This is a genomic window from Victivallis vadensis, assembly GCF_003096415.1.
Lineage (GTDB): Bacteria > Verrucomicrobiota > Lentisphaeria > Victivallales > Victivallaceae > Victivallis > Victivallis vadensis.
This window is the reverse complement of the sequence record NZ_QEKH01000002.1, coordinates 251,735-272,279: the sequence shown is the minus strand read 5'-3', so window position 1 is coordinate 272,279 and position 20,545 is coordinate 251,735. Positions and strand designations below refer to the sequence as shown.

The 20,545-nt window shown below is 62.2% G+C and carries 15 protein-coding genes; 5 read left to right on the top strand and 10 right to left on the bottom strand.

What is annotated here, in order from left to right; all coding sequences use genetic code 11:
• Positions 1-209: 209 nt before the first annotated feature.
• Positions 210-923 (top strand): type II secretion system protein, encoded by a 714-nt coding sequence (locus C8D82_RS02345; RefSeq protein WP_187144157.1) that lies wholly within the window; start codon positions 210-212, stop codon positions 921-923.
• Positions 924-935: 12 nt separating this feature from the next.
• Entirely contained in the window at positions 936-3,452 is a 2,517-nt protein-coding gene (locus C8D82_RS02340; protein ID WP_116882658.1) for a hypothetical protein, read from the top strand.
• On the opposite strand, the gene C8D82_RS02335 is transcribed toward C8D82_RS02340, so the two are convergent.
• The 9 genes from C8D82_RS02335 to C8D82_RS02295 form a co-directional block, all read right to left on the bottom strand.
• Positions 3,374-5,197 carry a hypothetical protein gene (locus C8D82_RS02335; RefSeq protein WP_116882657.1) on the bottom strand — a complete coding sequence of 608 codons (1,824 nt, stop codon included), beginning with the start codon at positions 5,195-5,197 and terminating at the stop codon, positions 3,374-3,376. The genes C8D82_RS02340 and C8D82_RS02335 overlap by 79 nt on opposite strands.
• A gap of 103 nt (positions 5,198-5,300) precedes the next feature.
• Positions 5,301-6,998, bottom strand: coding sequence for a hypothetical protein (locus C8D82_RS20970; protein ID WP_165832780.1), 1,698 nt, complete (start codon positions 6,996-6,998; stop codon positions 5,301-5,303).
• Positions 6,995-10,228: a hypothetical protein gene (locus C8D82_RS02325; protein WP_116882656.1), complete on the bottom strand. Its 3,234-nt coding sequence runs from the start codon at positions 10,226-10,228 to the stop codon at positions 6,995-6,997. Before C8D82_RS02325 ends, C8D82_RS20970 begins: the two co-directional genes overlap by 4 nt.
• 58 nt (positions 10,229-10,286) lie before the next feature.
• Positions 10,287-11,306, bottom strand: coding sequence for an MlaD family protein (locus tag C8D82_RS02320; RefSeq protein WP_116882655.1), 1,020 nt, complete (start codon positions 11,304-11,306; stop codon positions 10,287-10,289).
• Between the two features lie 13 nt (positions 11,307-11,319).
• On the bottom strand, positions 11,320-12,138 hold the full coding sequence (locus C8D82_RS02315; protein ID WP_116882654.1) for an MlaE family ABC transporter permease: 819 nt from the start codon (positions 12,136-12,138) through the stop codon (positions 11,320-11,322).
• Complete coding sequence (locus C8D82_RS02310; RefSeq protein ID WP_116882653.1) at positions 12,135-12,668, bottom strand: ABC-type transport auxiliary lipoprotein family protein; 534 nt, start codon at positions 12,666-12,668, stop codon at positions 12,135-12,137. Before C8D82_RS02310 ends, C8D82_RS02315 begins: the two co-directional genes overlap by 4 nt.
• Before the next feature lie 92 nt (positions 12,669-12,760).
• Positions 12,761-13,081 (bottom strand): hypothetical protein, encoded by a 321-nt coding sequence (locus C8D82_RS02305; protein ID WP_116882652.1) that lies wholly within the window; start codon positions 13,079-13,081, stop codon positions 12,761-12,763.
• 11 nt (positions 13,082-13,092) lie between these two features.
• The gene (gene tatC / locus C8D82_RS02300) at positions 13,093-13,875 is read right to left on the bottom strand and encodes a twin-arginine translocase subunit TatC (protein ID WP_116882651.1); all 783 of its coding nucleotides are present in this window, start codon (positions 13,873-13,875) and stop codon (positions 13,093-13,095) included.
• Entirely contained in the window at positions 13,868-14,083 is a 216-nt protein-coding gene (locus C8D82_RS02295) for a Sec-independent protein translocase subunit TatA/TatB (protein WP_116882650.1), read from the bottom strand. The genes tatC and C8D82_RS02295 overlap by 8 nt, the downstream gene beginning before the upstream one ends.
• A gap of 173 nt (positions 14,084-14,256) precedes the next feature.
• Here C8D82_RS02295 and C8D82_RS02290 point away from each other — a divergent pair, with 173 nt between their 5' ends.
• Genes C8D82_RS02290 through larB form a run of 3 tightly spaced genes read left to right on the top strand, consistent with a single transcriptional unit; the run spans position 14,257 to position 17,413 of the window.
• A complete protein-coding gene (locus C8D82_RS02290) occupies positions 14,257-15,177 on the top strand; it encodes a DUF362 domain-containing protein (RefSeq protein WP_116882649.1) in 921 nt (306 codons plus the stop codon).
• Positions 15,174-16,649, top strand: a complete 1,476-nt coding sequence (locus tag C8D82_RS02285; RefSeq protein WP_116882648.1) for a 4Fe-4S binding protein — start codon at positions 15,174-15,176, stop codon at positions 16,647-16,649. Before C8D82_RS02290 ends, C8D82_RS02285 begins: the two co-directional genes overlap by 4 nt.
• A gap of 11 nt (positions 16,650-16,660) precedes the next feature.
• Complete coding sequence (gene larB / locus C8D82_RS02280; RefSeq protein ID WP_116882647.1) at positions 16,661-17,413, top strand: nickel pincer cofactor biosynthesis protein LarB; 753 nt, start codon at positions 16,661-16,663, stop codon at positions 17,411-17,413.
• A 7-nt stretch (positions 17,414-17,420) separates the two neighbouring features.
• Here larB and C8D82_RS02275 read toward each other — a convergent pair whose 3' ends face one another.
• A complete protein-coding gene (locus tag C8D82_RS02275; RefSeq protein WP_165832779.1) occupies positions 17,421-20,207 on the bottom strand; it encodes a beta-galactosidase in 2,787 nt (928 codons plus the stop codon).
• Positions 20,208-20,545: the final 338 nt, after the last annotated feature.

Sequence of the window (20,545 nt, the reverse complement as noted above, 5' to 3'; positions counted from 1 at the left end):
CATGACCACGCGAGACTTGAAAGCGTACGGCATCGGGCCGGACAAGTAAACATAATATAAAAGTTGTTGCCTGTAATGGCCTTTGAAAGAAACACGACCGACTTGCAGCGGAGATAAAGATGCGTAACAAGATAAAGGACAAGCAAATGCAGCGAGAAAAACATGCCCGGCACATTAACATACTTGGCATTATAAGACGGAGGGAAAAGATGAATAGACATTATTTTACATTGATTGAATTGCTCGTAGTGATTGCTATTATTGCGATACTGGCGAGTATGCTGCTGCCGGCGCTGAACAAGGCCCGTGACAAGGCGCGCACCGCAAGCTGCGTGAGCCTGGTCAAGGGGCTGGGAATGGCCAATATCCTGTACGGCAACGATTTTGACGGGTGGTCGGTGCCGGTTTCCTATGGGGCGGCCGGTTCGCAGACCGGATACGACCGGATTTCACCATTCCGCAGTTACCTCGGAGTGAACCCGGACATCTCTTCCACCCGCCGGGTGCCGCGCAAATTCATCTGCCCCAAAGCGAATTTTTCACTGCTAGAAGGAAGCGTTCCGGGCTCGGCGGGATATCTGCTGGACAAGAGTTTCGGACTCAACTACACCAGCGCGCCGAATACGAGCGGTGCTTTGACGTTTCGCGGTTTCAAGCTCAACTCGGTGAAGCGTCCCTCCAATAAAATCCAGTTTGCGGACGGCCTCGATTTCCAGCTGCACTGGAGTTACCGCGACGACTATATCACGCTTCTGAACGGAGAAGAAAGCGGACCGGCCGGCACGGTTTACGGCAGCGGTTACCGGATCGCCTACCGCCATGAACTGAAAGCCAATATCGCCTACTGGGACGGACACGCCTCCACAACGCAGTCCGGACCGCTGCGCGGCAGCGGCGATGCGTGGGATTTGAGCAAACAGTAAGGAACAATGACGATGAAACAGTTTTACCTGATGCTGCTGGCCGGCTGGGCATTCTGCTGCGCCTCGGCGGAATTTCTGGAAAACGCGGCAACTTTTCCGCAGGGAATTTTACAGCAGGCGGAGCTGGGGCCAGACGGCGTGATCCGCCCCGCCGACGGTTCCGGAGCGGGCGTATTCAGTACGCGCGTGATCGATCTCGGGGAAAACGCTTCCGCCCGGTTTACCGGCTGGGTCGCGGAACAGCCCCCGGGAACCGCAGTACAGGTGGAATACCGCACCGCGCCGGAGCCGTTCGCGCCGGACGCCCCCTCCCCCGCGTGGAAAAAGGCGGTCAACGGAGCCATCCCCGCCGCCGACGGCAACCGGTATTTCCAGTACCGCGCGCGGCTTGAAACGCGCAAGGGGAAGAAACCGCCGTTCCTGCGTGAACTGCTGGTTTCGACCCGCACCCCGGCGGAGAAGTTCAAGGCCGACGGCCTGGGACAGGCCGAGCTTGACAAGCTGAATATGATGATGCTTTACAGCGTCACGCCGGAGAAGCTGTTCCACGTCTATTCGCAACTGCCTTACGATGCCTCGGAGCGGGGACTTTATGTACTCCGCAACGCGCCGAAACGCAGGATCGGGGCGGACTACCGCTATCAGCCCGGCGAAAACGAGATGTACCTGCCGATGCGGTACGGCACGCGGATTCTGGCGCGGTTCCACCCGGTGGCGACGTTCAGCAATCTGTCGATGTATCCGCGCGACGTGATCCTGCGGGCCAAGGACGGGCGCGAGAAAACCGGGCTGCGCGAACAGCACCGCACCGTCAACTTCTTCGACCGCGGCTTCCTCGACGAATACCGCACCGGCCTGCGGGCAGCAGTCCGCTATTACAGGGAACACAATCCCTATGTGTTCGGCTACACGCTGATGTCGCCCGAATTTTTCTACGACACCGAACCGTGGCCGCAGATGACCTATCTGAGCGGATTCAGCCCGGAGGCGCTCGCCGCATACCGGGAGTTCTCCGCAAAGCTGGGCCGTCCCGCCGACGGCTGGCCGCAACCTTCCGACGGCGACATCCTGCTCGACCCGCAGACCTATTTGTGGGCGTACTGGCGCAGCCGGGCCGGAGCGGACTACATCGCGTCGCTCGCCCGGATCATCCGGGAAGAGGACCCCGCCGCTCAGATCGGCACCATGCACTATGTCGGCGCCATGAGCCTGCGCGGACTTGAACCCGGTTTCATCGAGCTGAATCCCGATTTCGACTTCTACTACTCCTCGAACCTCTATCCGCGCGTTCCCGGCAAAGACGGTCTGGATGGCGGCACCACTTTCAGCTACACCCGGCTCAACGTGGAGGGACACTCCCGCAAACGCAATTTACTGGAATACGATCTCTGGTCGCCTTACATCGACGCGCCGCGCGCGCTGACCTATGCCCGCTATGCGGCGCTTGAAGGAGTGCTGCCGATGCCGATCGTACTCGGAAATTTTCCGGAGAACACCCCTTCCAACCACCTGACGCGCTACCACGGCATGAAAGGCTCGGCGGTCACCCCGGCGCTGCTGCGGATGCTGGCGGACAACATGCGGCAGGTCCGGGAACTGCGCACCTCGGAAAAGTTCAGCCAGGTTGCGGTGATCCTGCCGTCGATTTCATTGCACGCGCTGCTGGAAAAAGACCGCTGGCTGCCGCACCGCCTGATCCAGCAGCAGCTCCACGTGCTTGCGCCGCTGCTGGAACTCAACGCCTCTTTCGACTTCCTGACCGAGGGATATGTGACGCCGGAACTGCTCGACCGCTACAAACTCGTAATCGTACAGCAGCCCGCCGTCTATCCGTGGATGCGCGAAGCACTGGCGAAAACCCGGGCGGATCTGCTGGTGCTCGGCTGGGGCGGCACCGTGACCGCGCCGGGCCCCCGGAAACTGCTGGCCCCGATCGCGCCGGAAACCTTCGACTTCACCAGCCGCGCCGCCTGGGCGCGTGGAGAGGAGCCGGCGGAAACCATGTTCGCCACCGGCGGAACGGTCCGGGAACGCAGAACGCGCATCCGTTTTGCGCAGTCCGCCCATCCGCTGCTGGAAGGGCTGAGCGGCTCGACATTCGAGTATGACGCTCCGGGAATCGGCGGCAGGCCGCTCGCCTATGTGGCCGGAATGCGGGGCGATGCGCTCGCCTCTGACGCGCAGGGCGAAACCGTCTATGCGGTTCAGCAGGAAAACGGGCGGCGTGTGATCCACTTCGGGGCGCTGCCGTGGCAGTTGAATGCCGACGGCTCGGAGAAACGGCTGTTCTCGCCGGAGCAGGAGAAACGGTTCTTCGCCGGTATTTTGAATTTCTGCGGCATCGAACACTACCCCGCTTCCGGCCCGCTGCGGCTGATGCGCAACGGCGAATGGCTGCTGGTGGAAAATACCGACGATACGCCGTTCCGGGGAACGCTTCCGACTGCGGTTCATCCGGCCCGGAAACTGCCGGAGGCGGAACTGGAAATTCCGGCTCTGGGCTCCGTTCTGCTGAAATTGCCCCGCTGACCGGGGCGCCCCGCATCCGGGCGGCGGCGGTCGCGCCAGCGGCGGAACCGGTTCCAGCGCCGGGTCGGGGCGGTGTAGCGTAACTGCACATCATAACACTCCTTTTCCGGGTTGCGGGCCCACTCCAGCATCAGGTTGTAAGTCTGGGAGGGAGCTTTGGCGTCGCGCGCCCGGCTTCCGGCATAGTTGCCGATCTCGCGGCCGCGCGGATCCAGATTCCGATAGGAGAAATAAAGCCGGGAAACGTCGGAGGCTTTGCGCGACGGCGTGATAAGCTGGTAATATTGCCGCCCCCCCGGCCGCAGCGGCGGAATCACCAGAAGCAGGTTCGGATCCTTCGAGGACGGCGTGCTGAATGCGAGTTTGCCCTCCTTGAGCAACAGCTTCGCATCCGCTTTGAAAACCAGCGGCCACAGCTTGCCCAACTGCTTTTCATGCCCGGGCGACGGCGTCGCGAAATCGATCGCTTCCAGCAGTTGCGCCATATAGCCGGGGAAAGCCGGTTCCGCCTGCATGGCGGCGATCCGCTCGACGATGGCGGCGAGCAGCTTTGCGCGGCGGTCGCCGAGAATGGCGCGCTGTTCCTCACCGGCGGTATCGCGGTACAGCCGGAGCTGTTCGCCGAGCGTGAGGCCGGGAATCGCGGCCAGCCGGTCGAATGTATCGGCCAGTTCCGCATCGTCCAGAGAACGGAAACCGCCGGCGGCAAGGAAGGAGCGGGGCTGCTCCTTCCGGTAGCGGCGGACGGCTTTCCCGGAAAGCGGCTCGGTCTCCGTTTCCGACACGTAAAGGAGGAACCGGTTGGAACCGTCCGGCGTGACGCCGTCCCCGGCCGGAACGGCGGACGGCGGAATCACCAGCGTTGCCCGAAGCAGATCGTCATACTGAAGATCGATCCGGTTCGGATCGGCCTTTCCGGCGAAGGGGCGGCGCGGCGCGTCGGCTTCGCTGAATCCCTGATCCTCCAACGCTTCCAGCAGTTCCTTCCTGTCCGCCGCGACATTTTCCTCAAGCGGAATGCTCCACACCTCACAGCGGCGCAGCTGGGGCGTAAAACCGGCCTGAAGCAGAGTGCCGTCCAGTTCGATCAGCGGCTCTTTGATCACCGTGACATGGTCATAGAGGTAATCGGGAATCTCGTACAGCACGCTCTCTTCGGGAGGCAACCGCAGGGGAGCGACCAGCCGCCGGACGGCCAGCCGCACCGCGGCGTCCCGGTTTCCGGCGGGATCGGAAACGACCACCAGAGCGGAACGGTTGTTCCCGTTCATCGGAGCGATGCGCAACTGCCGCGAACGGAGGCGGCCGCCGGAGGGATGAAGCAGCAGGTCCAGCCGGAAAGCGAGGCGCGGCGCGGCAGCCGGGGAAGCGGCAGCCGGAGTTTTCCGGGTCTCCGGTATCCGTGAGAGCCGCGAAACCAGCAGCGTCAGGGTATCGCCGAGCCGTTCGAGTTTCAGCGGCGCGGTAAAAGCATCACGGTATTCGACTTCGGCCGCTTTTCCCAATCGGACGCGCAGCTCTTCGGCCGCATATTCGGCCGCGGTGCGGCTCAGTGCGTCGGGTGCGCCGGGCAGGATCAGAATCCGGCGGACGCGGATGCCGGAAAGTCCGCTGCTGTAATTGTAGGCGGTGGAATACAACACCTGCGGCGCCGCCTTCCGGGCCGGTCCGGATTGGACCGCCCCGGCAGAAAACAGCAGCAGCACGGCGGCGAAAATCGATATAAGGGATTTCATCTGGGACATCGCAACATTCTTTCTGGTTGTCATTCGGATCAATTCACATCTTCCATTCGTTGCGGAAGCTGGAACGCGTTGTTTTCCAAATCAATTGTTTGAAACGGCATGATCAATTTCCTTTCTTCCCGGCGTCCGGCGGCGTGTAGGCGATGCGGATTTCATATTGTCCCCGCTCGGAATGGCGCGTCCATTCCACGCGAAGAGCGTATTGGGACGCAGTGGAATCTATGCCGAACTCCGACTTGACACCGCTGCTTCCTCCCCATTCAAAGCCCCTTTGATCAAAATTCTGATGCCGGAAGGCGACCTTCGGATAAACGACATCCTGTTCCGGCGCGATAACCAGACAGTACTGCCCGACAGTCTGCGGCACAGGGATGAGCAGAGCCACACAGGGCCTGCCGGAGATCGGGACGAAGAAAGTCCGTCCTTCCGGACACAACTCTTTTTCATCGATTTTCAGCAGCAGCGAAGCAAGTCGGCCCAACTGTTTTTCCTGTTCGGGAGTGGTGCGGCGATTGAACTGCAAAGTACTCAGCAGACTGGAAACATCCGACGAAAACTGCGACGGATTCCCCTGTTTTGCGGCAATCCGGTCGATGATCGAGGCAAGCAGCCGCTGCCGCCGATCGATTATGGCTGGAGAGGGGGATTTGCGTTCGCTGTGGCTGTAAAGCAAAAGCCGGTCGTCCAGCGTCAGCTCCGGAAGTGCAAGGAGCCGGTCGAAACATTCCGGCAACTCCTGCTCCGATGCGCTCCGCACCCCATTCAACTGCAGAAACGCGAGCGGATGCTGCAGCCGCAGCCGGCGCACCGTTTCCGGTGCGGGGACGGCGCTCTCCCGCTCCATCAGATACAGCAGGAAACAGGCGGGCGGGCGCAGAGTCGCCCGGCCCTGCCATTGCTCCGGGAACGGCAGCGGCGTAATCAGCGCCCCGGAGAAACGGTCGCCGCCGCGCAGCGGGATCGCCGTAAGCTCTCCGGTTTCCGGCAGATACCGGCGTTCGGGTTCACGGGGTTCAAACCCCTGTCTTTGCAGGAAAGCGAGCAGCTCATCCCGCCGGGCGGCGGGATCGTTTCCGGCGGGAACGTACCACAGCTCCATACAGCGCAGATCCGGAGCGGTGCCGCGCTGAAGCAAAATTCCGCCCGGAATCTCCGGGAAGCCTTCCGGAGCGGCGAGATGGCTGTAAAGCAGCTCCGGCATCCGGTATCTGTCCATCGTACCGCTCACAGTGCGCCGGCACTCCCCGGCTAATTTCCGGGCGGCCAGCCGGATCGCCGCCATCCGCGCCCCGGGCGGAACGGAAACCGTCACCGTTTTGAACGGATAGTGTCCATCACCGGAACTGTAGGAAAGCCCTTTCCAGTTGCGGAATACAAAGCCGCCGTAGTTCCGGAATGCGGCATCACAGCGAAATGAAAGCCTATCTGCGTTTTCCGCAGCAGCCGCCTCGACCGGCTCCGCCGCGCTGACCAGCAGCGTCAGGGTGTCGGCAAGCCGTTCCTGAGGTGCGGAGGCAGTAAAGGGATCGCGGTATTCGACACGGACATCCGCCGGAACAATACGCCGCAGCTCCTCCGCGGTATACTTCGCAGCCCGGCGGCTGAGCGGATCGGGAGTTCCTGCCAGCAGCAGCACCCGCCGGAGCCGCGGCCCCGGCGAGTTGAAGCTGCAACCGTAACTGCTGTTTTCCACAATTTCAGACGGGCCCCCCTCCTTCCCGGAACAGTGCAGCCAAAGCAGCCCTCCGGTGGCCAGAAGAATAAGAACAATGGCGGACAAGATCGAAATCCGGCGTTTCATGGCTGTTTCCCTTTGCTTTTGGGACGGTAAACGAACCGGAGGATCGGGCAATCCCCGGAAAGACCGGTGAACGACATGCGGATCGTGCCGGGAGGCAGCTCATCCCTGACAGCTTCGCCGGCGATACATTGCAGAGTATTCATGGAAAAGTCGTCGCGAAGATTCCATTGATACGCGTCCGGCAGGGGGCTGTTGAAATCGGCAGCGACCAAAGTGAGCGGCGGCAGCTCCGCGTTGAATGGAGTAATCAGCACGATTCGGGGAAGCGGTTTGGATTTGTCCAGCGGAAAGTCAAGACGCCGTTGTTCGAGCAGGGCCGGACCGTCGACGATCAATACGTAGCGTCGCACGCTGCCGAGCTGCGCCTCCTGTTCCGGGGTGACGGACCGGTCAAGTTTGAGCGACGAAAGCAGCCGCCGGGCCTGTGTGCAAAATTCTCCAAGATCGTTGATGCCGGCGATCCGGTCGGTGATTTCGGTGAGCAATTTCCGGCGCGCCCCGGCGATTTCCGCATGATACGGCAAACCGGTATCACTCCAGAGTTGCAATTTTTCCGGCAGGGTAAGTTCCGGGTTCCGGCAGAGCTGCCCGAATGTTTCGCTCAGCTTCGGCCCGGTCAGTGTGCGAATCCCGCCGGCGGCGAGAAAAGAACGCGGTTCCTCGCGCCGGAACCGTTCAAAGCGTTCGCCGCCGGGCGCGTGCGGTTCAGGTTCGGAAAAAGTCAGAAACAGGCCGTCCGCATTCTGCGGTTCCCTCCGGTCGGTCAGAGTCAGCTCCGCGACACGTCCATCCACGTGTTCAACCCGGAACCGTTCGGGAAGAACGGAGGAAGCGGAAAGCTTTCTTCCCGCACGAGACGGAAGAAAACCATGATGTTTCAACAGTTCCATCTGCTTTTGCCAAGTTTCCGCCGGAGAAGGGCCAAAGGGGATAAAATAGATTTCGACGCTGCGCTGCTCCGGTGTCCGCCCACGCTGCAACAGCGTTCCACTCGGCCAACCGGAAAAAGCATGTTTCGACGGTGCCGCAGAGAGATATTCCGGCAGGGAGCGGCGGATGGCGAAATCCGGGTAGGAGATGGACAGCCCGGCAGCCGCCAATTTCAGGGCCTCCGCCTCATTTTCCGGGGTGAACGTATAGATACTTTCCCATTGGCTGGATTCCATGGCTCCGGCGTAGAGTTTCAACGGCTGGTCAGCCCATAAATACGGCAGTGCGGTAAACGGCAAAGTGCGTAACACCAGCCGCAGCTCGTCGGGCTTCCGGTCCAGACGGAGAAGCTGGACCGTAACGGTCTCGGCCAACCAGTCGGAACCGGTAACCGGCGTCAGGAACGGATCACGGTACTCAACCCGGATTGTATCGGGCAGGTTGCGAGTCAGGCATTCCGCCACGATTCCAGCTGCCCTCCGGCAATCGGGAGCAGGTTGGCCGGGCTGAATAACGAGCCGCCGAACGGCAATACCGGGAAGATCCATACGGCTGGAATACCCGCCCACATCGACTTTGCGGGGAGGAGCGGGCGGCACGGGAAATGGCTCATACCGGACCTTGAGCCGGAACTTTCCGGCTCCGGCGTCGATGGAGCCTTCAAAATGGAGTTCACCTTCGCTCAACGACTGCCGAGGCCCTATCGAAACACTCCCCGCACGGCCGTCGGCTTCCAGATAACGCGAATAACAGCAAAGAGCGCCGGACGGCTCGTCGGAACTCCATCCTTCAAATCGGCACCGCGGCTTCCCATCCGGCGCGGGCCGGTTCTGCACCGTCAGCATCTGGGCAGGCCAGGTCGGCTGGAACGGCGAAATCCGCAGCAGGAACGCACCCAGTTCCAGCGGCACTTCCAGTTCGGCGGTTCCGGTCCGGGCCAGTTCGGGACCGTCCAGCTTCACCAGCAGCGGCCGCAGCCTGCCCAGTTGCGCCTCCTGCTCCGGGGTGCAGCTTTTCTCCAGCCCCACCTCACTGCGCAAAGAGGACATGTGGTTCATGAAAGCGGCGGACTGCCGGTCCTCCGCCAGCCGGTCGGCGATCCGGGTCAGCAGTCCGGAGCGGCGTTCCCCGCAGACCGGGAGCTGCCCGGTTCCGCGCGTCGTGTAATAGAGAGTGAAAAGCTCCGCAACCGAATACTGCGGATCGGCAGCGACCCGGTCGAACTCCTCCGCCAGAGTCCGTCCGGTCAGTGTGCAGAAGCCGCCCGCCCGCAAAAAGGAGTGCGGTTTCAGCTTCCGAAAGCGCGTCACGGCCTCCGGGGAAGGCTTGGCGGAGGAGATTTCGCTGAGGTAGAGCAGCGCACAATCCAGCGGAATGCTGAAACTCCCTTTCTCCGGCCGGGGACGCGACCAGTCCGGCAGGTGCAGCCGCGCCTGAAGCCGGTCGCCACCCTCGAAGTCGATTTCACAACTCGCCGCCATGTGGTGGCGGGGACGGTTCCGGCGTTCGACCGGCTCGAAGCCGTTGCGCTGCAGCAGGGCAGTCAGTTGCTCCCCGGTCTCCTCCGGGGTGCCGGTCAACGGATAACGGCGGATTTCAAAACAGCTCCGGGTCGGATCGGAACCGGCCAGCAGCAATTGCCCGCCCAGCTCTCCGAAGCGATTCTCCGGCGCGGCGAACGCCTGCAGCTCCTCCGTAAGATCGCAGACGGTATCAGGAGGCACTCTCCATGCTTTCAGGAACTCACCGGCCAATTTGCGGGCCACCTGCCGGACCGCCCGATTCCGCATCAGGACACCGGAACCGGCGAGCCGGACGCCGTGAAAATAAATGCCGTTGCCGCTGTTGGCCTCGAAAGGCCACGCCCGGCAGTGATGCGAAAGAGCGCGATCGAGCGTATCCAGCCGCACCGCGACCACGGACTGCGGCGGGGTGTGATCTTTCGGGAACAGCGACCTGTCGCTGCAGGCGACCAGAAGCGGCTCCACCCCGGCAAGCGGTTCCGGCGGCGGAACCGGGGCGGAATCCTGCAATTCCCGCAGTTCGACCTGAATGTCCGGCAGCGCCTCTGCCAGCGTGTCGGCCACCGTGCGGGCCGCAAGCCGCGAGAGCGGGCCGGAATCCGCCGGTATCACCGGAATCTTACGCGGCCGGAACACCGGGCCGAAACAATACTGCGTTGATTTGTCATCCTGCAGAAGCTCAACGGGACGCAGGGGGCCGAGGATTGCGAACATCGCCAGCAGAAACACCGCCACCCCTATTGCGGCGGAAAGCCTGCCGTGTTTCAGAACCCCCATATTCCGCTCCCCGTGTTTTGCTTTTTCCCTTCCCCCGGCGGCCCCATTCTGCAGACGGTTATTTCGCCGGCTGGACCGGTTTTTCCTGCCTGCCCCGGACAAACTGGCCGGGATCGGCGCTGATGTTGCGGGCCAGATCGGCGAACTCCTTCAGGGCGTTGTCGAGCCGGGTCAGACTCATTTCCAGCCTCAGCTTGAGCTGGCCGGCTTCGGCGCCGAGCTGTTTGCCGGAGCTTTCCGCGCTGTTCAGCACCCGCCGCGCGTCGGTCAGGAACTGATTCAGGTTCTTGACGGTCGCGGAAAGTTCGTCGCTGGAGACGGTACGCTTCAGGTTCTGCACGCTGATGTCGATGTTGTCGATCGAACGGTTCAGCTTTTCCACGTTGGCGTCGGAGAGCACCGTCTGCAGCCGCTGCACCGTGTTCTCCAGCGTCGAACAGATGTTGTTCACGCTTTTGAGGGTACTGCGCAGCTCGCTCTGGTTCAGGATGTCGTTCATATTGTCGAGGGTCTGGTTCAGCTTGTCGGCGAGCTGGATGAAGTTGACCTTTTCCAGCTCGTCCAGCATCCGGCTGATGTTCTGGATCGCGTTGCCGATGTGCGACGGACGCGACGGAATGTAGCTGACGCCGGGCTGCGGCTTGAATTCCAGATGGGGCAGCGCCGGCTGGCTGCTTTCGTTGATCGAAAGCTCCAGATAGGTGCCGCCCATGATTCCGGCGGCGTTGATGAAGCACATCAGGTTCTTACGGTGCATGATGTTGGCGATGTCGGCGACCGTACCGGTGTCGTCGTCGGAATCCTCGGTTTCGACCGCCGCCGGAAAGATGTCGAAATAAACCGCCACGCAGCCGTCGTTTTCGCGCATCGCCATGCGGGTGATCTTGCCGATCGGCATGCCGAGGTATTTAACCGGCGAACCGACCGCCAGCCCCTCCACCGAGGTATTCAAAATGGTGACCGCATGGAACTTCGGCGAAAAAATCTGGCTGATTCCGGCGGCGAGGAAGGCCGTGATCAGCAGCGTGATCGAAATCAGCAGAAAAGCGCCGAGTTTGACTTTGTTGGCTTCATTCATGATTCAATATCCTTTAGCTTGCGATGCCGAAGCAACTGGTCAGAATCGCATCGGTTACAACGATCAGAAAAATGCTCGTGACCACCGCGCTGGTCGCGGAACGGCCCACCCCCTGCGCGTTGCGTTCGGCGTTCAACCCCTTCATGCAGCCGATTCCGGCGACGATCACGGCGAATACGAAACTTTTCACCAACCCCTGCGCCAGGTCGATCGGCTGGATGATTTCAAAGGTCTTGGTCAGGTACTCCCCGGTGGAGACCTGCAGCATCGAGCAGACGATCACCATGCCGCCGGCGATGCCGCAGACGTCGGAGATGATGGTCAGCCCCGGCATGATCAGCAACAGTGCAAGCATCTTCGGAAAAAGCAGGAACCTCCCCGGATCGAACCCCATCGTGACCATCGCGTCGATCTCCTCGTCGGCCTTCATCGTTCCCAGTTCGGCCGCGAAGCTCGAACCGGTCCGCCCGGCGAGCACCACCGCGGTCACCAGCGGCGCGAGTTCGGTCACAATCACGGTGCCGACCAGATTGACCACATAGCTCTCCACGCCGAAACGGCGCAGCTGCACGATCGCCTGAAACGCGAGAATCACTCCGATCAGGAAGCCGAGCAGCGCGATGATCGGCATCGCGTCACTGCCGCAGTTGTCCATGTAATAGTACACATCGTAGCGGCGGATTTTACGCGGATGGCGGATCGCGTCGAGCGTCGCCTTGCCGAGCTGGCGGCTGAAGGTGCAGAACAAGCAAAGATCGTCGCGCAGCGCGATCGCCGAGTCGGCGACTTCGATGCAGAGCTGTTTCAGCGATCTCGGACTCCGGGCGTTCATTGCTGTTTTCCGTCCCCGAAGTGGTCGGCGGCGATCCGGCGGGCCAGCTCGGCCACGGCGGCGGAGGCGGCGGAAGCGACCTGTTCGGCGCCGTCGCCGGTGACGGGAGTTGCGATTTCAAAACGGCGCATTTTTCCGGTTCCGGCCACGGCATAAAAGCCGCTGAACCGGAAAAGCCGCTCCGCACGGTCAACCTCGAAGCGTTCGATGGAGCCGGAGAGCGGCAGCGGATTCTGCGCCCCGTCGCGGAGCAGCGCCAGATTCAGCGCGCGGCTGACCAGCTCGCCGGGAGGCAGCACCCACTGGTTGTAGGGATCGCCGATGACTTCGCCGGAAGCGGCGCGGGACTGGATGCGGAGGCCGGAACTGGAATCGTTGCGCAGCTCAAGCACCATCACCGGGCGGACCGGCGCGGCTTCAGTCGGCGCGACGGTCAGGTCGAACCGGGCGGTCTCCCGGTAGGGTTCAAAGACACACCCGGCCAGAAACAGCAGGGCGCACAGTGACGGCGGCAGGACGGCTTTGTTCATTTCCCCCACTCCAATCCTTTCAGTTATTTTCCATTCCGCCTAATTTACATTCAAAAACGGTTAAAAGCAAATAACGCCGGGGGAAAATGCGGTCACTCCCGCGGCGAAACCGGGGAGAATTCCCGCAGGATGCGCTCCGCCATCGCTTTCATTCCCTCCGCGTCGTCTGTCGCGACGGAATCGATCAGGGCGATGATCTTCCGCCGGATTTCGGGAGCGGAGGCCTCGGCCAGCTCATAGACCCGCCGGATCTCCTCCGGCGTATCGGAGCTTTGCAGCAGCACGCCGGAAATCACCTCAAGCCGCTGCTGCTGGGACTGCGCGAGCCGGATCAGGGCGGGCAGGAGTTTTTCAACTTCGGCGAGACGCCGTTCGAGTTCGCCGAGGCGATTTTGCACTTCTTCTTCGGTCATGGCACGGTTCCTTATAATTCATTGTCCTGCCGGTAAACGTCGAGCACGGCATCGTCCAGTTCGGCGGCGGCGGCGGCTTCGCGGCGCTTCTGCTGCCGGGCGGCGATCAGCAGGCCGATTTCAAACAGAATCCAGGTCGGGACCGCCAGCAGCAGCTGGCTGACCACGTCGGGCGGCGTCAGGATCGCGGCGAGGATCAGAATCCCGACGACCACATAGGGCCGTCCCCGGCGCAGCGTTTCGACGCGGACCGCCCCGAAGCGGACCGCCAGGATCACCGCCAGCGGAAACTGGAACATCAGCCCGAAGGAGAGCAGCAGCCAGCCGGAAAGTTCGAGAAAGCCCGCCAGCCCGATCACCGGCTTCAGGTTCGGCGTCGCGAACCCGGCCGAAAACCGCATCAGCAGCGGCAGGATCGTGCCGAGGCAGAACCCCGCGCCCATGACAAACAGCAGCGTCGAAGCCCCGATCCACCATTTGAGCGCCCGCCGCTCCGATTCGTACAGCGCGGGCATCAAAAAACGCCACAACTGCCATGCGTTGAACGGGAACGCGGCGGCCAGCGCCAGCACGAGCGCGAGCTTGAGCCGCGCGATAAAGACCTCCATCGGCGTAAAATAGTTGAGCTGCCCCATCTCCGGCGGGCAGCTCCAGCGGACCAGAAAATCGATCACCTCCGGCGTGATCCAGTAGGCGGCGGGATAGAGCGCCGCCGTCATGTAAAGCATATTCAGCAACGCATTACGGAGCGCCTCCAGATGGGCGATCAGCGGCTGGTCGGGCAGTTCAGGCATCGTGCTTGGAACTTTTGTCTTCCGCTTCCGCCTTTTTCTCGGCGGTGTCGATCAACTCCTGCGATTCGCGGGTCAGCTCATTTTTGGCCTTCTTGAACTCATAGGAGGCTTTGCCGAAAGCGCGGGCCAGTTCCGGAATGCGCTTGGCTCCGAACAGCAGCAGGATCACGACCAGGATGACCAGAATTTCAGTGAAACCGATGGACATAAAACAGGACTCCTTTTTCCATAAAAATACAACTTTGCCGCGGAATTGCAAGTCCGGGAAAATATTTCTTTGATTTTCACGGCATAAAATCTTGATTTTTTTAATCAGGATTCTACATTATTAACAAATTGCAAAGCCCCGTCAACCGTGAACCATCGAGGAGAGGCCCATCTATGAACAGACGTGAATTCCTGAAAACCTCGGCGCTGACCGCCGTTGCCGTCGCCGCCATGTCGAAACTCCCCGGAGCGGCGCTCTCCGCCGCCGAAGCCCCCGCCGCCGGACCGCTGCCGGACCTGGTCGCGGTCCGCAACGGCACGCCGGCGGAGATGTTCCGCAAAGGGATCGAGGCGCTCGGCGGCATGAAAGCCTTTGTGAAGCCCGGCCAGAAGGTGGTGGTCAAACCGAATATCGGCTGGGACAAGAAGCCGGAGGAAGCGGCCAACACCAATCCGGAGCTGGTCGCGGAAATCGTCCGGCAGGCGCTCGCCGCCGGAGCCTCCGAAGTGACCGTTTTCGACCACACCTGCAACGAGTGGCAGAGCTGCTACAAAAACAGCGGCATCGCGGCCGCCGTGACCGAAGCCGGCGGCAAGGTGCTTCCGGCGAACCTGAAGGAGCACTACTCCAGAGTGGAGCGTCCGGAAGCGGTGAAAATGAAGAACGCCCTGATCCACAACGCGATCCTCGAAGCGGATGTGTTCATCAACGTGCCGGTGCTCAAACACCACGGCGGAGCCAAAATGTCCTGCGCGATGAAGAATTTCATGGGGCTGGTCGAAGACCGCGGCTTCATGCACCGGAACGATCTGCAGCAGTGCATCGCCGACGCGGTGCTCTACCGCAAGCCGGACCTCAACGTGGTGGACGCCTACCGCATCGTGACCTCCAACGGACCGCGCGGCGTGACGCCGGCGGATGTGAAAACTCCGAAATACCAGCTGCTTTCCCGCGACATCGTCGCGGTCGATACGATGGCGGCGCGGATCATCGGTTTCCCGCTGGAGTCGATTCCGCACCTGAAACTCGGCGAAAAGCTGGGCTACGGCACCATGGATACCGCCAAACTCAAGATCGCCCGGATTGACGCATGAGAAGGCTGCCGCGCATCCTCCGCATCGTGGCTGCGGCGGTCTCTCTGGTGATTTCGCTGTCGCTTTTCTGCGGCTCCGGCGTGGCGCTGAGCAACTGGGCGGCGTTCCAGCTCGGTCCGGCGCTCGCCCGGCTGGCGGCGGCGTTCACGTTCGGCGCACTCGGAATCGCGGTGCTGATCCTGGCGCTGACGTTCCTTTTCGGGCGGTTTTACTGCGTGCTGCTCTGCCCGCTGGGAATTCTGCAGGACCTGATCGGCGCGCTGTCGTTCCGCAAGTCCAGACCGGTAAAGAATTTTCCACTGGTGCGCTATTGGGTGCTGCTGGCGGCGCTGCTGGCGCTGGCGCTGGGCTGGGCGATCGGCTGGCGGCTGCTCGATCCCTTTTCCGAATTCGGCGCGATCGCCGGCGGCGTCGGCGCCCGGATCCATACCGCGCTTTACAACCATTGGAATCCCGAGACGACCTTGCCGGTGCGGCCCGGTTTCGGCTGGTCGCTGGCGGCCGGACTGGTTCCGCTGGCAATCCTGACCGCGCTGGTGGTCTGGAAGAAACGGATCTACTGCACCGCCGTCTGCCCGGTCGGGACGCTTCTCGGGCTGGCCGCGAAATCCGGCTGGTTCCGGCTGACGCTGGACAAGGAACAGTGTGTGAAGTGCGGCAAATGCGTGCGCAGCTGTCCCTCCGGCTGCATCGCGCTGGCGAAAGGCGAAATCGACAATGAGCGGTGTGTGCGCTGCATGAACTGTTTTTCGGCCTGCCCGGTCGGAGCGATTCACTACGGCCATCCGGCGGCGGCTCCGGTGGATATGGACCGCCGCCGTCTGCTGATCGGCGGCGCGGCGACTGCGGCGGTCACGGTCGCCGCGGTCTGCGGTTTCAAGCCCACCGCAAAGCAGGCCGCCGCCGATCAGGGGGCGGTCTATCCGCCGGGGGCCGGTTCCGCCGCCCGCTTCCGGTCGAAATGCACCGGCTGCCAGCTCTGCGTGGTGAACTGCCGCGGCAATGTGCTGCGTCCGGCCGGAGACGGAGCTGACACGGTCCACCTGAAGTTCGACCGCGGCATGTGCGAATTCAACTGCGACAACTGCGGCCGGGTCTGCCCGACCGGAGCCATCGTGCCGATGGCGCTGCCGGACAAGCGGCGCTGCCGGATCGGGCTGGCCGAATACATTCCGCCGCTCTGCGTCGCGGTGGCCGACGGAACCGACTGCGGAGCCTGCGCCGAACACTGCCCGACCGGAGCGTTGCGCATGGAGCCGGACAGCCGGGGCATCCGCATCCCGAAGCTGACCTCCGAGCTGTGCATCGGCTGCGGCAGCTGCGAATACGCCTGCCCGGTGCGGCCGGAACGGGCGATCGTGGTGCGGCCGGTGCCGATTCAGGTGCGGTCCACCGATCCGGAGGAGTATTTCCGCACCCACGCCAAGCCCGCCGAACCGGCTCCTGCCGGCGACGACGGCTGGCTGATCTAGGATTGATTGTCATGGATGTCTTGAAATTGTTGAATCAGGTTCGTTCCGGCGAGGTCGAAGTGGCCGAAGCCGCCGGGCTTCTGAAAAAACTTCCGTATGAGGAACTGGGGTTCGCCAAGCTCGACCACCACCGCGAACTGCGGCGCGGCTGCGGCGAAGTGGTGTTCTGTCCGGGCAAGGCCCCGCAGCATCTGGTCGCGATCTTCCGCCGCTTCCACGAGCAGGGTTCGCGGGTGATGGGCACGCGCGCCTCGGAGGAACAGGCCGGGCTGGTGCGCGAGGCGATCCCGTCAGCGGCCTACGACCCGCTGTCACGGATCATCCGGGTCGGAGAGTTTCCCGCCGGAGACGGCAATATCGCCGTCTGCACCGGCGGAACCGCCGACATCCCGGTCGCCGAAGAAGCGGCGCAAAGCGCGGAATTTTTCGGCAGCCATGTCACCCGGATTTACGATGTCGGCGTGGCCGGAATCCACCGGCTGCTGGCCAAGCTCGACGCAATCCGCGCCGCCAACGCGGTGATCGCGGTGGCGGGCATGGAAGGCGCCCTGGCCGGAGTCGTCGCAGGATTGGTGGACAAGCCCGTGATCGCCGTCCCCACTTCAGTCGGCTACGGTGCAAGTTTTCAGGGTCTGGCCCCCCTGCTGACGATGTTGAACTCCTGCGCGGAGGGGGTGGCGGTCGTCAATATCGACAACGGTTTCGGGGCCGCCAGCATCGCCCACCAGATCAACCACCTGGCGGCGGCCCCCGGCCGCGAATGACCGGCATCTACCGGCAGATGCCGATGAAAGTTCCCCAGTTCGGCAATTCGATGTTTCCCGCCGGAACGGCTTTGCCGGTATCGGTGTCGATCAATCCGGTGATGCCGGAGAGCTTCAGTTTCCGGGTTTCTTTGCTCATATTGGCGATGTACAATACCCTGCGGCCATCCGCGAGGCGGCCCACATGCCATTCCACACCGTAGACCGGCCTGCCCTGCTCATCGGTCACATCGACCGGAGCGGCCAGCCCGAATTCGGCGGCGTCGCGGCGGATGCGCCGCAGCCATTCGTCCTGCGACGGCGTCGCACGTTCCCGGCGCAGGAATGGCACGGCCGTATCCACATCCGCAAGCCGTGTCGCGAAATCGCCGTACAGGATCAGTTTGCCGCCGTCCGCCGCGAATTTACGCAACGCTGCGGGCGTCTCCTCCATCGGCAGCGGCGTATCGAGCACCACCAAGAGATCGAGGTCGCGGGCGGTGACTTCGCCGCCGATCAGCTGCCGTTCGTCGACGATGCGCAGTTCCGCGCCGGAGAACATCCCCGCCTCGAAATACCGGAGCAGCCGCAGCGAATGCAGGTCGCCGCCGACATAACGCGATTTCGGGCTGTAAAGCACGCCGAAGCGGCGGGGACGGGACGCGAGCGCATTGAAATATTCGCGTTTGCTGCGGATCTTCGCCCCGGTAAGCCCGCTCTGCAGCATCAGCGGCGCGGTGCTGCTCAATTCGAGGTGCTGGCCGTTGCCGGGGCAGACCAGCCAGAAGGTGCCCGCCCGCAATCCGTGCACCGCGTTCTGCTGCATGACCATGTCGAGGCAGGCCGGAGGAGTGGCGGGCGGGTCGCAGCGCAGGATATGCCATTCGCTGTCGAAAATCCACTTTTCCGGCTGATAACTCCGCAGCAGCGAGAAGTAGGCGCTCTGCATCGGCACGTCCGAGGAGAGGCGGCCGGATTCGTCATGCGCATTGTCCGCCCAACTGTCGGTGCCGATGATTTCGGTCAGGCCGGCCAGCGCCTTGCGGTCGATGCCGTCGGCGTAGTCGTAGAAGTTGCGCGCGTTGCTCCCCATCTCGTACCACGGCGTGCCGAATTCGTGCGGCAGATGCTTCACATGGGTCGGAACGCCGGGCGCGTTCCGGCGGCAGAGTTCATGCAGGAACCGGAAGTGCCCGGTGCCCGCCTCGCGGTTGCAGAGCACCCAGTCCCAGAAGCGGACCGGATGCGTCCGGTCGAACACCAGCGGGCGAACCATCAGCACATCGTCGATCGACGCGTAGTTCGACCGCCACGCCGCGTTCAGCTTTTCCGCGGAGCCGTATTTTCGGCGCAGCCAGTCGCGGAAATACTGCTGCATCAGAGGCGAATAATCCTCAAGCTGCACCTCGTTGGCGAGATCGATCGCGACCAGCATCCGGCTGTTGCGCACAAAGGGAAGCAAATACTCCAGGAAGGTGCGGCACATCTCGCGGTAGTCCGGCGCGATCACCGAGGCTTTCAGGAAACCGTGCCCGGCCTGCCGCCCCTTCCACTCCTCGGTCTGCCGCTTCAGGTTCTCGGCTTCGCTTTCGGTGCCGAGGCCGAAAAACGCGCCTTCCCATTCCGGATGTTTCTTCAACAGGCAGTTCGGCGTATAGGGCGCGATCATCAGGTCGAAGGCGATGTTGTACTTCTCAAACTCCTCCAGCTGCGGCATGGTGCGGCGGATCAGCATCACATCCCGCGGCTTTCCCTGCGCGTCGAGCACCGCTTCAGGCCAGATGTGCTCCGAAACCAGATTGACCCCGAGCCGGGCCAGCTCCGGCGCGTAGGCCGCCAGCCCCCAGCCGCAGTCGCCGTAGTAGAAATCCGTGTCGCCGGGGGTGAGGAAACGGTCCGGCGGAGTGCCGCCGCCGACCTGATAGACTTCATCCGGCAGTTCTCCGGCGCGTACCGCGGCGGCCAGTTTTTCAAGCTCGTCCAGAAAGAATTCAAAGCCGGGCGTCAGGCCGCGGAGCAGCCGGTACCAGAGGCCGTCGACGGCGATATAGATCGCGGCGATGCGGGCGTCTTTCGCCCGAATCCGGTCCTTGTCAAAGGGAATTTGGTCCATCTCCGGCGTGATGAAAAGCCGTTCGAGCGCATCGACCCGCGCCGACCACTCCGGCTTGCCGGGCAGCGGCTGCGGCTCCGGGAACTCCGCCGGAGCCGGTTTCCGCTCGAAACTGCTGTACCAGCCGAGCGCGCCGCGTCCGGCGTCGTCTTTCCGGCCCAGAAAGGCGCGATAGCTTCCGGGGGCGGGCATGGGGCCGTCAAGCTTCACGACGGTACGGCCGTCCATCAGCAGCGCGGCGCCGCCGGGAGCCAGCCGAACCGTGAGCTTGCGCGGCGTCAGGTTATCCCAGTTGACCACCGTGCAATCCCATTTCTGCGGCCTTGAAACCGCTTTGTTTCCGGCGAACGCAAGCCGGAAACGGCCGCGCCGCACCATATCGAGCCGCAGCACCTCGTTTCCCGAAGCGTCGGCCAGACTGAACAGATGGCCGTCGAGCCAGGCCAGCGCGGTGTCGGCGGGCGAAAAGGTGAATTCAAAATCAGCCGGAGCGCCATCCAGTTCAACTTCATCCACCCGGATTCCGGTATAATCCGGCCAGACATTCCACACTCCGAGCCGGTCGACCTTCACGCGCCCGGTGCGGTTGAAGAGCGAAACGCCCTTCCCTCCGGTTACGGCGGGATCGGTCAGGTCGAGCGGCGCGGCGGACAGCGCGGCGGCGGCGGACAGGATCAGGACGGCAAGACAGGTGCGGAACATTTGCATCGGACTCCTCAATGGTTGGAATGAATGACGATTTACAGGCGGCTCACGTTCTAATTATACCTGATATCCACCATAAAGTCAAGTCCCCGCCTCAAAAAAGATGAAATTTCTTCCGGATTCCTTCAAAACATGCGCATAATTCCAATTAAAAAATTGATATAAAACAAGATACAACAATCACAGCAAAGCGGTAAACCGGAAAGAAAATATTGGTTTTCCACCTCCGTCCCCCAACTTTCCTTTAAATTTTTTCAATTTTTTCGGATTTTCGGTTGCTTTTTAAAAGAAAATCAGGTATAATTACATAGAAACAAAATTTTATCACGCATGTT

What these genes read in the sequence shown, in the direction of transcription:
- C8D82_RS02325 (WP_116882656.1), bottom strand. Translation starts at nt 10,228, where the DNA reads ATGGGGGTTCTGAAACACGGCAGGCTTTCCGCCGCAATAGGGGTGGCG.
- C8D82_RS02295 (WP_116882650.1), bottom strand. Translation starts at nt 14,083, where the DNA reads ATGTCCATCGGTTTCACTGAAATTCTGGTCATCCTGGTCGTGATCCTG.
- tatC (WP_116882651.1), bottom strand. Translation starts at nt 13,875, where the DNA reads ATGCCTGAACTGCCCGACCAGCCGCTGATCGCCCATCTGGAGGCGCTC.
- C8D82_RS02305 (WP_116882652.1), bottom strand. Translation starts at nt 13,081, where the DNA reads ATGACCGAAGAAGAAGTGCAAAATCGCCTCGGCGAACTCGAACGGCGT.
- C8D82_RS02320 (WP_116882655.1), bottom strand. Translation starts at nt 11,306, where the DNA reads ATGAATGAAGCCAACAAAGTCAAACTCGGCGCTTTTCTGCTGATTTCG.
- C8D82_RS02315 (WP_116882654.1), bottom strand. Translation starts at nt 12,138, where the DNA reads ATGAACGCCCGGAGTCCGAGATCGCTGAAACAGCTCTGCATCGAAGTC.
- larB (WP_116882647.1), top strand. Translation starts at nt 16,661, where the DNA reads ATGGATGTCTTGAAATTGTTGAATCAGGTTCGTTCCGGCGAGGTCGAA.
- C8D82_RS02310 (WP_116882653.1), bottom strand. Translation starts at nt 12,668, where the DNA reads ATGAACAAAGCCGTCCTGCCGCCGTCACTGTGCGCCCTGCTGTTTCTG.
- C8D82_RS02345 (WP_187144157.1), top strand. Translation starts at nt 210, where the DNA reads ATGAATAGACATTATTTTACATTGATTGAATTGCTCGTAGTGATTGCT.
- C8D82_RS02285 (WP_116882648.1), top strand. Translation starts at nt 15,174, where the DNA reads ATGAGAAGGCTGCCGCGCATCCTCCGCATCGTGGCTGCGGCGGTCTCT.
- C8D82_RS02340 (WP_116882658.1), top strand. Translation starts at nt 936, where the DNA reads ATGAAACAGTTTTACCTGATGCTGCTGGCCGGCTGGGCATTCTGCTGC.
- C8D82_RS02335 (WP_116882657.1), bottom strand. Translation starts at nt 5,197, where the DNA reads ATGTCCCAGATGAAATCCCTTATATCGATTTTCGCCGCCGTGCTGCTG.
- C8D82_RS02290 (WP_116882649.1), top strand. Translation starts at nt 14,257, where the DNA reads ATGAACAGACGTGAATTCCTGAAAACCTCGGCGCTGACCGCCGTTGCC.
- C8D82_RS20970 (WP_165832780.1), bottom strand. Translation starts at nt 6,998, where the DNA reads ATGAAACGCCGGATTTCGATCTTGTCCGCCATTGTTCTTATTCTTCTG.
- C8D82_RS02275 (WP_165832779.1), bottom strand. Translation starts at nt 20,207, where the DNA reads ATGTTCCGCACCTGTCTTGCCGTCCTGATCCTGTCCGCCGCCGCCGCG.